Genomic DNA, 15,301 nt, shown 5'->3' on the forward strand with positions numbered 1-15,301 from the left:
CCGGCACCATTTCTTAGCAAGCGTTGCGAAAGCAACATTGCAAAAGTAAAAGCTTAACCGCTTTCACTTTTGCCTCGATAGCTCAGTCGGTAGAGCAGAGGATTGAAAATCCTCGTGTCGGTGGTTCGATTCCGCCTCGAGGCACCATACAATTCCCCTTTAGTTCAGTTGGTAGAACGGCGGACTGTTAATCCGTATGTCGCAAGTTCAAGTCTTGCAAGGGGAGCCAAATTAGTTTTAAACCTTCGGGTTTGAAATAATAAGAATAAAAATGCCGACTTAGCTCAGTAGGTAGAGCAACTGACTTGTAATCAGTAGGTCACCAGTTCGACTCCGGTAGTCGGCACCATTTTTGAAACCTCATCTTTGATGAGGTTTTTTTTTATCCTTTTTCCGACTATTTTCACTCACCAGCATACCAACTGGTCATTTTATTGAGTTAAGCATCACTTATGGTTTAATATATCTCAGGTATAATCAGTCATAGTCGATATCACTGGTAAAATGCTTCCCTACCAATCATTTAGCATGGCACCTCCAGAAAAGACAGGGCTGAAATCAGCCTATTTCGTATTTACTCATATATCAAAGCAATAGGTTACGCTGACATTCATGGCCAGTATCAAACTCTCAGTAGAGCGCTTAACCGAAGGTCTGTATATCAAGCTGCCCCTGCAATGGACGGATCACCCGTTTCTACTTAACCATTTCAAGATCAAAGACCAACAACAAGTCCGACTGATCAAAAATCTTGGCCTCAAATTCGTGTATCTGATCCCTGAGAAAAGTGAGGTAAAGCCACTTGACCCAGAAACGAAACATGAGGAAATCAGCGAGCAAGAAAGTAACTTTCTAACCCTGCAAGCTGAAAAACTGTGGCAAGAAAAACAAACTCGCATCATCAGGCTGAAAAATTACAAACGTAAATTACAACGTTGTGAGAAAAACTTCAGTCGCTCGATGGCCCAGCTGCGCTCGGTAATTTCAAAGGTAAAAAGCCGTCCAGTAACTGCGGTTAAAGAGGCCGAACTGCTAGTAGAGGAAATGGTTGAAGCATTGCTTGAGTCTGACAATGTTGCCCTCCACCTAATGAATGACAACAAAGAAAATGAAGATATTTATTGCCATTCGCTGAACGTCGCTATTATCTCGATGATGCTGGCTCGTTCCAGCGGAATGACACAACAGGACATCAAGGCTATCGCCTTGGGATCGCTATTCCATGATATGGGAAAACTCAAGATCCCGACCCCTATTATCCGTAAAACCACGCCGTTAACGGAGCCGGAAGAAAACTACCTCAAACTGCATACTAAATACAGTCTAGATCTGGCGAACCTGACGGATGACTTTCCCAATGATGCCAAGCCAATTCTCTTCCAGCATCATGAGTTACTCGATGGGAGTGGCTACCCAAAACAAATGACAGGGGCAGAGATCAACCTAAAAGCCCAACTTGTCGCGGTTGTAAATGCTTACGATAACTACTGCCACCCCCAAGATCCCACTAAAGCGCGAATTCCATACAGTGCGCTCTCCCATTTATTCAAAAACTGCAAGGCGCAGTACAATAATGATTACTTAACGCTATTGATCCGCTTGCTCGGTGTCTATCCGCCTGGCAGTGTGGTTCAACTGTCCAACCAGCAACTGGGGCTTGTTATTTCGGTTAATTCAAATAGCCTACTCCACCCCAATGTGTTGCTTTACGATCCCACGGTACCGTCCAATGAGGCGCCGATTATCGATCTTGAAGAAAATAATCTGCGTATCGAGCAGGCAATCCCACCACACAAACTGCCAGAGAAAGTCTACGCCTATCTTAACCCTCGCATCCGGGTTTCCTATTATTTCGACCCCGATGATTAAACGTGATGGCCTCTGTGTATTCTCTGCGCCCACTGAAACACGAACCATAAAAAAGCCCCGGTAACAAACCGGGGCTTTCTTTTTCACTATCATTACCCGCGGGTATCGACGGCTATACCCTCACCAGCTAAACATCTCTTTTATCCAGCCTGCAGGTTTATTACTGTCACAAAATGTCGCTTCGCGGCCATCTTTATCCCATAGCGGTAATCCGTATTTACCCGCGCAATCACGCTCTAGCGTACCATTGGGCATCTGGCTGAATTTAACCGTGGTCAGCTTCTTCGGCCATGATAGTGTCAGAGGCTCAGGCTGACGGCGCTTCATGTAATCAGCATACAACCTTAACGCTCCCGCAGAACCGGTGAGATTAACAGGATGGTTATCATCACGCCCCATCCAGATAGTCACGACCTCACGACCATCAACCCCGACAAACCAGCTATCACGCGAATTATCGGTCGTGCCCGTTTTGCCGGCTAACGCCGCCCAGCCAAATTGAGGCTGTAAGAAGCGAGCGGTGCCCTGTGAGACCACATTCTTCATCCCATAGGTCGTCAGCCAAGCAGCCTGCTCAGGCACGCTTTGTGAGGCTTTAGGGACCCACTGATACAAAAGATTACCTTGCTGATCAACCACTGAACGTAACACCGTCAACGTCGCTTTTTTACCGCCACTGGTCACCGACTGATACATCTGCGTCACCTCATACGGTGTCAGGGTCAACGCGCCCAACAAAATAGATGGCAGTTTAGGTATTTCATTACGATCAACCCCTAACTCAACCATGGTGTCTATTACTGCATCAAGGCCTACTTTCATCCCCAAGTTAACCGTCGGGACGTTTAATGACTTCGCCAAAGCGTAATACAACGGAACAGATCCCCGGTACTTACGATCATAGTTGCGTGGTTGCCAATTTTTGCCCTTACTGCCTTTTAGCATGATCGGCTTATCATCCAGAGTGCTGGCTAAGGTAAACTGATCAGGATGGCGCAGCGCCGTAAGGTAGACCGCCGGTTTCACCAAAGAGCCAATCTGGCGACGCGCATCAAGTGCGCGATTAAATCCCGCATAGCCCGGCTGGCTGCCGCCAATCATCGCCCTGATCTCACCAGTCTGTCGATCGGCAGCAACCAATGCTGTTTCCACCGACACCCCGGCTTTTTTACTCAGTTGCGGGATCATTTTCACCACCGCTAGCTCAGCTTCCCGTTGCGATAAGGGATCGAGGGTACTGAATACTCGAAGCCCGACGCCTGGGGTGAAATTATCCCCCACCCGTTGCTTCAGCTCACGCTGCAGCTGCTGGAAATATGCAGGCTGACGACTGGCTATCATCGGCTTTGCCTGAATATCCAAAGGCCTTGATGCTGCCTGCTCATATTGGGTGCCATCTAAGATTTGATTATCCATCATCAATCTCAGGATCAGGTCCCGACGCTGACGAGCCCGATCAGGGTTACGCCACGGGTTGTAATATGACGGACCTTTCGCCATGGCGACCAGTAAAGCCTGCTGATCAATGCGCAGCTCTTGCAGTGGTCGGCCAAAGTACAGCCTTGCTCCTAACGCAAAACCATGTACTTCCTTGCCCCCGTTTTGCCCTAGATATATTTCATTTAAATAGGCTTCTAAAATTCGATCTTTGCTATAGCGGTAATCAATGATCACCGCGATATACGCTTCGCGGATCTTTCGCCACAGCGATCGCTCACGGCTGAGGAAGATATTCTTCGCCAACTGCTGGGTCAGAGTACTACCGCCCTGTACCGTGCGCCCGGCCTTTAGATTCACCAGCATCGCCCGCACAATCGCCAACGGTGAAACCCCATCGTGATAGTAGAAGTCCCGATCTTCTGTTACCAGTAATGCATCAACCAACACATCAGGAAATTGCTCTCGCGGCATAAAGATCCGCTGCTCACCTTCTTTGGTGCCAAGCATCCCCAGCATTTTCGGTTCAATACGCAGGTAGCCAAGTTGGCGCTTACTGCCGACCTCGCTGATACTCGTGAGTTCATTGCCAGAAAAAGTCAGCATCACATGACGAGCCCCCTCCGGGCCATCATCAAATTCAAACGGCCGACGGATCAACTCAATCCGGGTTGACGATGAGGAATACTCGCCATTTCGCTGTGGTGTTCGCACTTTGTGATACTGCAGCAGATCCAACTCTCGATGCACTTCCTCTAGAGTAATTGCCTGTCCTGGCTGAAGATTCAGCACTCGGCCATAAACCACTGCAGGTAAATTCCACAGCTGACCATCAAAACGATCCCGCACCACGTTATCAAGGTAGATCCCGACCACCAGCAACACCGCAAAAATGACAATCGCGAGCTTAAGGCTAAATCCCAATAACCATTTCAACCACCCCGGAATACCATTCGGCTTTTTACCTTTGGCTTTTTTCTTGCCTCGAGATGACTTTGCCGCGCGTGGTTTTGCCCGCGCTTTATCCGCAGAGGCTTTATCCGTTTTCGTCACGGGTGATTTACGCCGCCGCGTAGGCTTTTTCGCATCATCCTTGCTGGGCGCAGGTTTCTTCGGCGCAGGAGCCATCAGGCGCACAGGCAACTTATTCATCATCATCTTCTTTTCTACATGTATTTTTTGATTTTACGGGTCGGCGCATGATTAGCGGGATCATCAGGCCAAGGATGCTTCGGATAACGCCCTTTCATTTCTTTCTGCACTTCCCGGTAAGATCCCTGCCAAAAAGCGGCTAAATCTTGGGTGATCTGCAGCGGTCTCTGTGCCGGAGATAATAACTCCAGCACCACCGCCACCTTGCCATTGGCTATCATCGGAGATGCCTGCTCACCAAACATCTCCTGTAGTTTCACCGCCAGCACCGGGTGGTGTCCGACTTGATAGCGGATCGGATAACGGGATCCCGTTGGCACTTGATAATGCGTAGGCAATGCGACATCCAGCGCCTGCTTCCTCTCCCAGCCTAATCTCGCCTCTAACGCCGCCAGTAAATCCAGCTTATCCAACGCTTTTAGGGTTTTCATCCCATTCATATACGGTAATAGCCACTCGCTTGCATCAGCCAGCAGACTGCTATCGTCCATGGCGGGTAACGCTAATTCGGGCAGCCATTGCGCAGCACACCTTGCCCGTACCAGCAGCCCCTCACTCGCGCTATTACATGGCAATATGGATAACCCCTTACGGACAACAGCATTGAGCAAGGCTTCACTGGCTTTGGCTGGATCTGGCTCGCCCATCGGGCTGCGTTCCAGCACTAACTTACCACAGCATAAATGTTTTTCTGCGGTTAAGCGCCCCTTCTTATCATCCCAATCCAACCATTCTCGCGCAGTGAACAGCGCCGGTAATTTTGCCTGTAGCGTTGCCAAATCAGCAGCAACAGCGGAAAAGATCCGGCTATCTCCCTGCTTGGTCTTGACCACATCCGCCACCACCAGTAGTCGCTCATCTGCTAAAGGTTCATCCGGCAGCAGCATCGCTCCCTGTCCGTTAGCCAGTTGATAGCGACTATCTTTACCCCGCGCCAACGCAATGCGGTCCGGAAACCCTGCCGCCATCAACGGTGCGATCCAGTGTCGGGTCACCGCAAGGCGAAGTTGCCCAGCCCCTAACTTTGCCAAATGCTGGCCCGCGCGCTGCTGATACAGCTTACTTCGTGGCAGCTTGCCACTTTCAAATAAACTCAGTTGGAAATGTAAATCGGGGTTATTCATCCCCCGAGGCGGCTCTTCCAGCAAAGCCACCAGCAATGCCGCCGTGGCTATCGCCTCCGGGCCATTCGCTTTTGCCATCGCCAATATTGCCGCATGGCGAGGATCCGCTCCCAAGGACTGGATCATGAGGCCTTTCTCTGTCAGCTGGAATCGCTGATCCATCGCCCCTAGCGCTTGCAGCAAGCCCCGTGACTGGCTGATCGCACCTGCTGGCGGGATATCCAGCCAACGCAACTCGCTCGCCTCCTGACAGCCCCACTGCGCCAACTCCATCGCTAATGCAGTGAGATCGGCCCGTAATATTTCCGGTTGCGGGGTTGCTGGCTGACGGGAGAGCTGCTCTTCACTGTACAGTCGAAGGCAAATACCGGGCTCTAGACGCCCGGCGCGACCAGCTCGCTGTTCTGCTGAGGAGCGAGCAATACGGACCGATTCAAGCCGGCTGATCCCGGTTTTAGGATCCCACAATGCTATGCGCTCCAATCCGCAATCCACCACCATCCGGATCCCTTCTATGGTCAAGCTGGTCTCTGCGATGTTAGTGGCCAGCACCACCTTGCGCTTACCTTGAGGGGCAGGCGTGATCGCTTGCTGCTGCTGCTGGCCCGTCAGCTGGCCATAAAGCGGGCTGATCAGCACTTCTGAGCCAACCATTCCCTCCAATATTTCAGCCAAACGGCGAATTTCACCGGCTCCCGGTAAAAATACCAGCATCGAACCGGATTCACTGGCCAGCAACCCCACAATTTCTCGCGCCGCACCGTCAATCAGTTGGATGTTATCTCCTAGGCGCTTATAGCGGTGTTCAACCGGATAACAACGTCCCTGCGACTCAATATACGCCGCATCAGGTAACAGTTCGGTCAGCGCAGCATCATCCAACGTTGCCGACATTACCAGCAATTTGAGATCATCACGCAACGCATCTTGTACTTCCAGCGCCAGTGCCAATGAGGTATCGGCATGAATACTCCGCTCGTGAAACTCATCAAAGATCAGCAAATCAATCCCCGTCAGTTCGGGATCGTGCTGTAGCATGCGGGTCATCACCCCTTCAGTAACAATCTCTAACCGGGTCTTCGCACTGACTTTGGTTTCCCCTCGTACCCGTAGGCCAATGGTTTCCCCCACCTTCTCACCCAATTGCGCAGCAAGGTAACTGGCAATATTACGCGCAGCCAGACGCCGGGGTTCGAGCATAACCATTTTTCCGACGATCCCCCCCTGCTGCAAAATAGCCAGCGGTAAGCGCGTGGATTTCCCCGCTCCCGGCGGAGCCTTGAGGATCAGTTGTGAGCATTGGCGCAGCTTGGCAAGCAACGCGGCGAGAACATTATCAATGGGAAGTTGTGACAAGCGAAATACCTTGTGTCATATTCAATCTAAGCTCAACCATTGTACATCAGTGCCATGAAAGAGAAAAAACAGCGCCTATTCTTTGCGTTAGCTATCAACAAAGCCGCGCCAGATTATCCCCGCCTCTGCCAGCTGGTCCACCAATGGGACCAGTTTGGGCGGGCAGTCCCGTACGATAACTTGCATATTACGTTGGCTTTTATCGGCCCCGCATCGATATATCATGCCGAAAAGCTGGCTCTCGCCGCCACAAAGCTCAACCCGCCTGCGGCCTTTACCCTAACGCTCACCACGCTCGGCTATTGGAAACGCAGTAAAATCTTATGGCTTGGCTGCCCCGCTCCACCCAGAGCCTTACTGACATTGGCACACCAGCTCAGCACACTGACGCAACAATGCGGCTTTGCGCAAAGCGCTCATCGCTTTTTGCCACATATTACGCTGGCGAAATCTATCGTTCGACGTCCCGCTTTCTTGCCTGATCAACAATTACGCTTTCACTTTGATCACTTCGGCCTGTATATTTCCAAACCAGTCAACCACCATGGCCAGTCCGGCGTGTATTACCACAGCCTAAGGCAATGGCCGCTTGGCCCGTCACACCAATAGTCAGTCAAAGGACGCTCATGATATTTACCCCAGCGCTACAATCTGCCGTCTTAATCAAACGCTACAAACGTTTTTTGGCCGATATCACCCTTCCTGACGGCACCGTCACAACGATCCACTGCGCCAATACTGGGGCGATGACGGGCTGTGCCGAGCCCGGAAATACCGTCTGGTATTCCACCTCTGACAATCCGAAGCGTAAATATCCCCATAGCTGGGAGCTGGCCCAAACCCCGCAAGGACATACCATCTGTGTCAACACGGCGCAGGCAAACCGACTGGTTGTTGAGGCAATAAAGAAGAATACCGTCACAGAATTACAAGGCTATTCTTCTCTACGAACCGAAGTAAAGTATGGTAGTGAAAACAGCAGGATAGACATTCTATTACAGGCAGAATCACGCCCGGACTGCTATATTGAAGTCAAGAGTGTCACCTTGCTGGATAATGATCGCGGTTTTTTCCCTGATGCCGTCACAACACGGGGACAAAAACACCTAAGAGAATTAATTGAGGTGGCACAAAGCGGTAGGCGTGCCATACTTTTTTTCGCAATTTTGCATTCGGGGATTGAAAATGTATCTGCGGCGCACCATATAGACCCGGATTATTTTTCATTAATACAACAAGCAGAACGGGCTGGTGTCGAGATCCTTTGTTATAAAGCGGTGCTTAATCCACATGAACTCTATTTGGACCATCGCATAAAATTCAAGCAGTAAGTACCACAAAGTGATGGTTTCTTCACATTGGTATAAAATTGAAGATATGCAGCAATTGCCACACCCCCCCCTTTCTGCTATAGATACCGCCCAAATTTAACCAGTGACGGTTATTAGGTATATTAGGAGATGCTATATGCCAGAGAGCAACGTTAAAAAATCGCTAGGCATCCTGGCTATTGCTGGGGTTGAACCTTACCAGGAAAAAGCTGGCGAAGAATATATGGGTGACGCTCAGCTAGAGCACTTCCGTAAAATTCTTGGCGCTTGGCGTAACCAGTTACGCGAAGAAGTTGATCGTACTGTGAACCACATGCAGGACGAGGCCGCTAACTTCCCTGATCCTGTCGATCGTGCAGCACAGGAAGAAGAATTCAGCCTAGAACTTCGTAACCGTGATCGTGAACGTAAGTTGATCAAAAAAATCGAAAAAACACTTCAACGTATCGAAGATGAAGATTTTGGTTTTTGTGATTCTTGCGGTATCGAAATCGGTATCCGCCGCCTTGAAGCCCGTCCAACTGCCGATCTTTGTATCGACTGTAAAACACTGGCTGAAATCAAGGAAAAGCAGATGGCAGGCTAGTACATTTCGTACTTTCACCATTGAATTTAAGAGGGAGCAACCGCTCCCTTTTTCGTTTCTTATGATTTTCTTATGAGTACAGATACACACTATATCGGTCGCTTTGCGCCCTCACCATCAGGTCCGTTGCATTTCGGCTCCCTGATCGCCGCCCTTGGCAGCTACCTACAAGCCAGATCCCAGCAAGGATCCTGGATCGTTCGCATGGAAGATCTTGATCCTCCAAGAGAAATGGCAGGAGCCGCTGATGATATTTTACGTACCTTAGAAGCCTATGGACTTATTTGGGACGGGACGGTTGTATACCAAAGCCAACGCCTCGATACCTATCAGGCCCAAATTGATACCTGGCTCGCCCAGCAGCAAGCCTATTACTGTCAATGTAGCCGTAAGCAAATCAAAGAAGCCGGGGGATTTTATCCCGGAACCTGTCAACATAAGCGACTGCTTGGCACCGACTACGCTATCCGACTGAAAGTCGATAACCCGGTGACAGCATTTAATGATTGCCTCCATGGTCGAATTACCATTCCTCAACCATTGGCCCAGGAAGACTTCATTATTCGCCGTCGAGATGGCTTATTTGCTTATAATCTGGCGGTCGTACTGGATGATATCGCACAAGGGATAACCGAAGTGGTACGAGGGGCCGATCTGATCGAACCAACCGGACGCCAGATCGGGCTCTACCGCTTGCTCAATCACCCCGAGGTCAGTTATCTTCACCTACCGTTAGCGGTCACTGAAGATGGTAGCAAGCTCTCGAAGCAAAACCATGCGCCAGCCATCGATAAGGCGAATCCCAAACCCGCTCTGATCGAGGCAATGCGCTTTCTTGGCATGCAACCGCCTACGGATCTACAAGCATCAACCATTGCTGAAATCCTACTCTGGGGTAGCGAAAACTGGCAGCTGTGCCAGCTTCCAAAATCAACTGCGATTACTCTAGGATTCTAAAATGTCTTGCTGTGATATATGATATGCGGCTGTTTGTTGAATCCGAACCACATAAATGAGGTGTATTATCTTTAATCGAGTAGCCAGCTTTTGCCGTAAGGTATTGAATCGCGATAGTAGTACGCTCGACACCGAGGAACTCGCCTTGCAAGTTTATCAGCGCCAAGAGCACGGTATTTCACGTAAAGATATCAGCGAAAATGCGCTGAAGGTTCTTTATCGTCTAAATAAAGCCGGTTTTGATGCCTACCTGGTGGGTGGGGGTGTTCGCGATCTCCTTTTGGACAAACAACCTAAAGACTTCGACATTGCCACCAATGCCACACCGGAAGAAATCAAACACCTTTTCCGTAACTGCCGCCTGATCGGACGTCGCTTCCGTCTGGCCCATATTTTGTTTGGCCGCGATGTCATCGAAGTGGCGACCTTCCGAGGCCACCACGCTGACGTCAAACCGGAACTAGTGGACAAAAAGCAGGTCTCGGCCCAGAGCCAGGAAGGTATGCTACTGCGTGATAATGTCTACGGCAGCATTGAAGAAGACGCGGAACGCCGTGATTTCACTATCAATGCACTGTATTACAGTATCAAAGACTTTACCGTTACTGACTATGTTAACGGGGTCGAAGATCTCGATAATCGCATTATTCGCTTGATCGGTGATCCAGAAACCCGTTATCGCGAAGACCCGGTACGGATGCTGCGTGCTGTGCGTTTTGCCGCCAAGCTCGACATGACGATTGAGGCATCAACTGCGGCCCCTATCAAGCAGCTGTCGACCTTGCTGCAGGATATCCCAGCGGCCCGTTTGTTTGAGGAAAGCCTCAAACTGCTCCAGTCTGGTAATGGTCTAGCCACGTACAAGCTAATGCGTGAATATAATCTGTTCCAGCAACTGTTCCCGCAACTTTCTGAGCACTTTACTGAAGATCAGAGCAGCCAGACTGAACAGATGCTCGAGCACATTCTTGCCGCAACAGACCGCCGTCTTACCGACGATAAGCGCGTCAACCCTGCCTTTATGTTTGCGGCAATGCTCTGGTATCCAATGGTAACCCGAGCAGAAGAGATCTCGTTTGCCAGCGGCCTGTCATACTATGACGCCTTTATGGTGGCATCGAATGATATGCTGGATGAACAGGTCAAAAGTATTGCGATCCCACGTCGCTTTACCACCACGGTGCGCGATATCTGGCAACAGCAAATGCGCTTTAGTCGCCGTACCGGTAAGCGCGCCTTTAAGATGATGGAGCATCCGAAGTTCCGGGCTGCTTATGACTTCCTGGAAATGCGTGGCCACTTCGAGGGGGAAGAGATCGCTGAACTCGCCAAGTGGTGGAATACTTTCCAGCACGCTGAACGTAATCAGCGTAATAAAATGGTTTTGCAGATCAACGAAGAGGATAGCGCAGCACCACGTCGTCGCCGTCGTCGCCCTCAACGTCGCAAGAAACCACAGGCAAAATCATAATGATCCGCGCCTACATTGCTATCGGTAGTAATCTGGGGGATCCCGTCGCCCAGGCCTACCGTGCCATTGAGGCGCTGAAACAGCACCCAGCGATAGATGTGGTTGCCGTTTCATCACTCTACAGCAGTACCCCAATGGGACCTCAAAATCAGCCGGATTACATCAATGCCGTTGTGGCTATTGATACCGAGCTGGCCCCATTGGATCTACTCGATTGCACGCAAGCTATCGAACAGGCTCACGGACGAGTCCGAAAAGCGGAGCGCTGGGGGCCTCGCACCTTGGACCTCGACATCATCCTCTACGATGATCTTGAGCACCACTGCGAGCGTCTGACAGTACCGCACTACGGGATGAAAGTCCGTGAATTCGTACTATATCCACTTGCTGAAATTGCTCCTGAGTTAGTACTACCAGACAATACTGCCCTGCAATCATTGCTGGCACTGGTAGCACGTAACGGACTGGCTATCTGGTCACAATAAGCCGTTTCTCAGGAGTCAGAGGGAAATGACATGAAAAAAATCACAATTAACGACCTGATGAAATGGAAGCAGGAAGGTCGTAAGTTTGCATCGGTAACCGCTTACGATGCCAGTTTTGCCCAGCTGTTTGAACAGCAAGACATGCCCGTTATGTTAGTGGGTGATTCGTTAGGTATGGTACTCCAGGGTAAACCTGATACGTTACCCGTCAGTGTAGATGATATCGCTTATCATACTCGCTGTGTTCGCGCTGGCAGCCCTAACTCTTTACTGATGGCTGATATGCCATTCATGAGTTACAGCACGCCAGAGCAAGCTTGTGAGAACGCCGCAACGTTAATGCGTGCTGGTGCAAACATGGTGAAATTAGAGGGTGGTGCCTGGCTGGCCGAAACCGTTTCTAAATTAACGGAACGTGCCGTTCCCGTTTGTGCCCACCTAGGTCTGACCCCGCAATCTGTCAATATTTTTGGCGGTTACAAAGTGCAGGGGCGTGATTCAGACCACGCAGAGCAGATGGTAAAAGATGCTATTCTGCTCAAAAATGCCGGCGCCCAAATCATTTTATTGGAATGTGTCCCTGCCAGTTTGGCTGAACGCATTACTAAAGCGGTTGAAGTGCCTGTGATCGGCATTGGTGCTGGTAATGCTACCGACGGACAGATCTTAGTCATGCACGATATGTTTGGGATCTCTGCCAACTATATGCCACGTTTTTCCAAAAATTACCTGGTAGAAACTGGCGATATGCGCGCAGCCGTCACCCGATACCGAGAAGATGTCGAGGCCGGAATTTTTCCAGGCCAAGAACATACCTTTGAATAAGGAATAAAAATGCATACATTTGCTGAGATTGCCCCCATTCGTGAGCAAGTCCGAGCTTGGCGCCGAGATGGCCGCCGGATTGCTTTCGTTCCTACCATGGGTAACCTGCACGAAGGCCATCTGACCCTAGTCCGCAAAGCCCGTGAATTTGCCGATGTGGTCGTGGTTAGCATTTTTGTTAATCCGATGCAGTTTGATAAAGCCGATGACCTCAAAAATTATCCTCGCACCTTAGAGGATGACTTGGTCAAACTGAACAATGAAGGCGTTGATCTGGTCTTCACGCCAACCCCAGAAGTGATGTACCCTGATGGGCTCGATCGCCAGACTTTTGTTGACGTCCCTGCCCTATCAAACATGTTGGAAGGTGCCCTGCGCCCGAGTCATTTCCGCGGTGTATCGACGGTGGTCACCAAGCTGTTCAACATCGTGCAACCTGACGTTGCATGCTTTGGTGAAAAAGACTACCAACAGCTCGCTTTACTGCGTCAGATGGTTATCGACATGGCGATGGATATTGACGTGATTGGTGTTCCCACTGTACGCGAACTAGACGGCTTAGCCATGAGTTCTCGTAATGGTTATCTGACTGTGGATGAGCGCCAGCGTGCGCCCGTGCTAGCACGTACCATGCGCTGGATCAGCAGCCAGATGCGAGGTGGCCGCAACGACTATGATGAAATTGTAGTTGATGCAAATGATCAGCTACGAGCGGCAGGCCTGCAACCGGATGATATCTATATCCGTGATGCAGTGACCCTACAGCCTGTTGGTGATGAAACCCAGCAAGCGGTTATCCTAATGTCAGCGATCCTTGGTAAAGCGCGTCTGATCGATAACCAAGTGGTGGAACTCACCCCTTCAACAACAACTGAAGAATAACGTTACGTCTTGGTTTCAGGCTTCGTTGTACTTTAAAAAAATCCCGGTTTTGACCGGGATTTTTTTATACTTGGCAATTATTCCGCCGGTGACGTCACACACTATGAACGCAGGCCAATCCCCCGCGATATAAGAAAATAGGCGATACCATAAAGAAACGCGGTAAACATCCCGAGTACCACGAACGATGTACCTATCCCAACATCCGAAACGCCGAGAAAACCATAGCGGAACGCGTTAACCATATACACAATCGGATTCAGTTTAGACACCCCCTGCCAAAATTCAGGCAGCAGATTCAATGAGTAAAATACCCCACCCAGATAAGTTAATGGTGTCAGAACAAAGGTCGGAATGATGCTGATATCATCAAACGTCTTGGCAAATACCGCATTGATTAATCCCCCTAACGAAAAAACAATAGCGGTCATCACGATAGTGGCCAGTACGATGCCACTATGAGCAATCTGTAAATCAACAAACAGTAGCGAGACAACAGAAACAATCAATCCCACGCCGAGTCCACGTAGCACCCCTCCGCCCACATAACCCGCGATAATAATGTAATTAGGCACCGGTGCGACCAATAGCTCTTCAATATTATGTTGAAACTTGGCACTAAAAAAAGAGGACGCCACGTTGGAATAAGAGTTAGTGATCACCGACATCATGATCAGACCCGGCACAATATATTCCATATAGCTAAAGCCGCCCATGTCCCCTATCCGGCTGCCGATCAGATTACCAAAAATAATAAAATACAGCGTCATGGTAATCGCTGGTGGTACCATGGTTTGTACCCAGATCCGAGCAAACCGATTAACCTCTTTGGTGATTAGACTCTTAAAGGCGATCCAATACTGCCGGTTCATAACAGAGTTCCTTTGTCCGCATGATTATTCTGGCTATTTGCAACCAAGGTAACAAATAGCTCTTCAAGACGATTGGCTTTATTCCGCATCGAAATGACATCAATCCCCTGCGTCGTCAGTTGAGTAAAAGCATAATTCAGGCTATCACCCTTGCTAATATCCAACTCAAGAGTATGGGGATCCGGTAAGCGCCAGTTTAATCCCGGCAAGTCAGGACGATTTCCATTGAGCTTGATATCCAAGATAAAGGTCTCAACTTCTAGCTTACCCAGCAGCGCTTTCATCGAGGTATGCTCTATCAGCTCACCATGATTGATAATACCGATATTACGGCATAGCATTTCCGCTTCTTCTAGGTAGTGCGTGGTCAAAATGATCGTCACCCCCTGACGATTGAGCTCGCGCAGAAACGTCCACATCGAACGACGTAGCTCTATATCGACACCAGCGGTAGGCTCGTCGAGGATCAACAACCGGGGCTCATGCATTAACGCCCGAGCAATCATCAGACGACGCTTCATCCCACCCGATAAATTACGGGCGCGCTCATGGCGTTTACCCCATAAATCGAGCTGTGACAGGTACTTCTTCGCCCGTTCCTGCGCAACAGAGCGCTCAACCCCATAAAAACCCGCCTGATTCAGCACGATCTGCTCAACCGTTTCAAACTGATTAAAATTAAACTCTTGCGGAACTAAGCCGAGCTGCCTCTTCGCATCAACTAACTGGGTATCGAGGTCATAACCAAAGACTTTTACCTCACCCGAGGTTTTATTTACCAAAGAGCTAATGATGCCAATCGTGGTCGACTTTCCGGCGCCGTTGGGACCCAGCAGAGCAAAAAAATCTCCCTCATTAACACATAGAGACATATTTTTCAGTGCATTCACGCCACTTTTATAGGTTTTGTATAAATTTTTTATTTCCAATGCGTTCATAAAATGCGATCTTAAT

Annotated in this window: 13 protein-coding genes and 3 tRNA genes; 12 read left to right on the forward strand and 4 right to left on the reverse strand. The window is 49.7% G+C overall.

All coding sequences use genetic code 11. The features are described from left to right. The first annotated feature begins 71 nt into the window (after positions 1 to 71). The 4 genes from L4D12_RS22410 to L4D12_RS22425 all read left to right on the forward strand — a co-directional run bounded on the left by L4D12_RS22410 (position 72) and on the right by L4D12_RS22425 (position 1,869). Positions 72 to 147 (forward strand) — tRNA-Phe (locus tag L4D12_RS22410). Between the two features lie 6 nt (positions 148 to 153). Further along, a tRNA-Asn gene (locus L4D12_RS22415) sits at positions 154 to 229 on the forward strand. Positions 230 to 273: 44 nt separating this feature from the next. Beyond that, positions 274 to 349, forward strand: a tRNA-Thr gene (locus L4D12_RS22420). Positions 350 to 612: 263 nt separating this feature from the next. Next, a complete protein-coding gene (locus tag L4D12_RS22425) occupies positions 613 to 1,869 on the forward strand; it encodes a cyclic di-GMP phosphodiesterase (protein WP_428450053.1) in 1,257 nt (418 codons plus the stop codon). 120 nt (positions 1,870 to 1,989) lie between these two features. Here L4D12_RS22425 and mrcB read toward each other — a convergent pair whose 3' ends face one another. Both mrcB and hrpB read right to left on the reverse strand, forming a co-directional pair. Then, entirely contained in the window at positions 1,990 to 4,434 is a 2,445-nt protein-coding gene (gene mrcB, locus L4D12_RS22430; protein WP_428450083.1) for a penicillin-binding protein 1B, read from the reverse strand. 38 nt (positions 4,435 to 4,472) lie between these two features. Further along, positions 4,473 to 6,938, reverse strand: coding sequence for an ATP-dependent helicase HrpB (gene hrpB, locus L4D12_RS22435; protein ID WP_428450054.1), 2,466 nt, complete (start codon positions 6,936 to 6,938; stop codon positions 4,473 to 4,475). A 54-nt stretch (positions 6,939 to 6,992) separates the two neighbouring features. Between hrpB and thpR the strand changes: the two genes are divergently transcribed. From thpR to panC, 8 genes are all read left to right on the forward strand, one after another. Then, positions 6,993 to 7,547 (forward strand): RNA 2',3'-cyclic phosphodiesterase, encoded by a 555-nt coding sequence (gene thpR, locus L4D12_RS22440; RefSeq protein ID WP_428450055.1) that lies wholly within the window; start codon positions 6,993 to 6,995, stop codon positions 7,545 to 7,547. 17 nt (positions 7,548 to 7,564) lie between these two features. Beyond that, positions 7,565 to 8,269 carry a DNA/RNA nuclease SfsA gene (sfsA, locus tag L4D12_RS22445; protein WP_428450056.1) on the forward strand — a complete coding sequence of 235 codons (705 nt, stop codon included), beginning with the start codon at positions 7,565 to 7,567 and terminating at the stop codon, positions 8,267 to 8,269. Positions 8,270 to 8,405: 136 nt separating this feature from the next. Then, positions 8,406 to 8,855 (forward strand): RNA polymerase-binding protein DksA, encoded by a 450-nt coding sequence (gene dksA / locus L4D12_RS22450; RefSeq protein ID WP_428450057.1) that lies wholly within the window; start codon positions 8,406 to 8,408, stop codon positions 8,853 to 8,855. Between the two features lie 72 nt (positions 8,856 to 8,927). After that, complete coding sequence (gene gluQRS, locus L4D12_RS22455; RefSeq protein WP_428450058.1) at positions 8,928 to 9,812, forward strand: tRNA glutamyl-Q(34) synthetase GluQRS; 885 nt, start codon at positions 8,928 to 8,930, stop codon at positions 9,810 to 9,812. A gap of 103 nt (positions 9,813 to 9,915) precedes the next feature. Continuing rightward, positions 9,916 to 11,283, forward strand: a complete 1,368-nt coding sequence (gene pcnB, locus L4D12_RS22460; protein ID WP_428450084.1) for a polynucleotide adenylyltransferase PcnB — start codon at positions 9,916 to 9,918, stop codon at positions 11,281 to 11,283. Next, complete coding sequence (gene folK / locus L4D12_RS22465; RefSeq protein ID WP_428450059.1) at positions 11,283 to 11,768, forward strand: 2-amino-4-hydroxy-6-hydroxymethyldihydropteridine diphosphokinase; 486 nt, start codon at positions 11,283 to 11,285, stop codon at positions 11,766 to 11,768. The genes pcnB and folK overlap by 1 nt, the downstream gene beginning before the upstream one ends. 30 nt (positions 11,769 to 11,798) lie before the next feature. Continuing rightward, positions 11,799 to 12,593: a 3-methyl-2-oxobutanoate hydroxymethyltransferase gene (panB, locus tag L4D12_RS22470; protein WP_428450060.1), complete on the forward strand. Its 795-nt coding sequence runs from the start codon at positions 11,799 to 11,801 to the stop codon at positions 12,591 to 12,593. Positions 12,594 to 12,602: 9 nt separating this feature from the next. Beyond that, positions 12,603 to 13,475 (forward strand): pantoate--beta-alanine ligase, encoded by an 873-nt coding sequence (panC, locus tag L4D12_RS22475; protein WP_428450061.1) that lies wholly within the window; start codon positions 12,603 to 12,605, stop codon positions 13,473 to 13,475. A 101-nt stretch (positions 13,476 to 13,576) separates the two neighbouring features. Here the strand turns inward: panC and L4D12_RS22480 are convergent, their stop codons facing one another. Both L4D12_RS22480 and L4D12_RS22485 read right to left on the reverse strand, forming a co-directional pair. Then, on the reverse strand, positions 13,577 to 14,347 hold the full coding sequence (locus L4D12_RS22480; RefSeq protein ID WP_428450062.1) for an ABC transporter permease: 771 nt from the start codon (positions 14,345 to 14,347) through the stop codon (positions 13,577 to 13,579). Next, positions 14,344 to 15,285: an ABC transporter ATP-binding protein gene (locus L4D12_RS22485; protein ID WP_428450063.1), complete on the reverse strand. Its 942-nt coding sequence runs from the start codon at positions 15,283 to 15,285 to the stop codon at positions 14,344 to 14,346. Before L4D12_RS22485 ends, L4D12_RS22480 begins: the two co-directional genes overlap by 4 nt. Positions 15,286 to 15,301 lie beyond the last annotated feature (16 nt).

Origin of the sequence: Photobacterium nomapromontoriensis (genome assembly GCF_050336815.1) — a bacterium.
Taxonomy (GTDB): Bacteria; Pseudomonadota; Gammaproteobacteria; order Enterobacterales; family Vibrionaceae; genus Photobacterium; species Photobacterium nomapromontoriensis.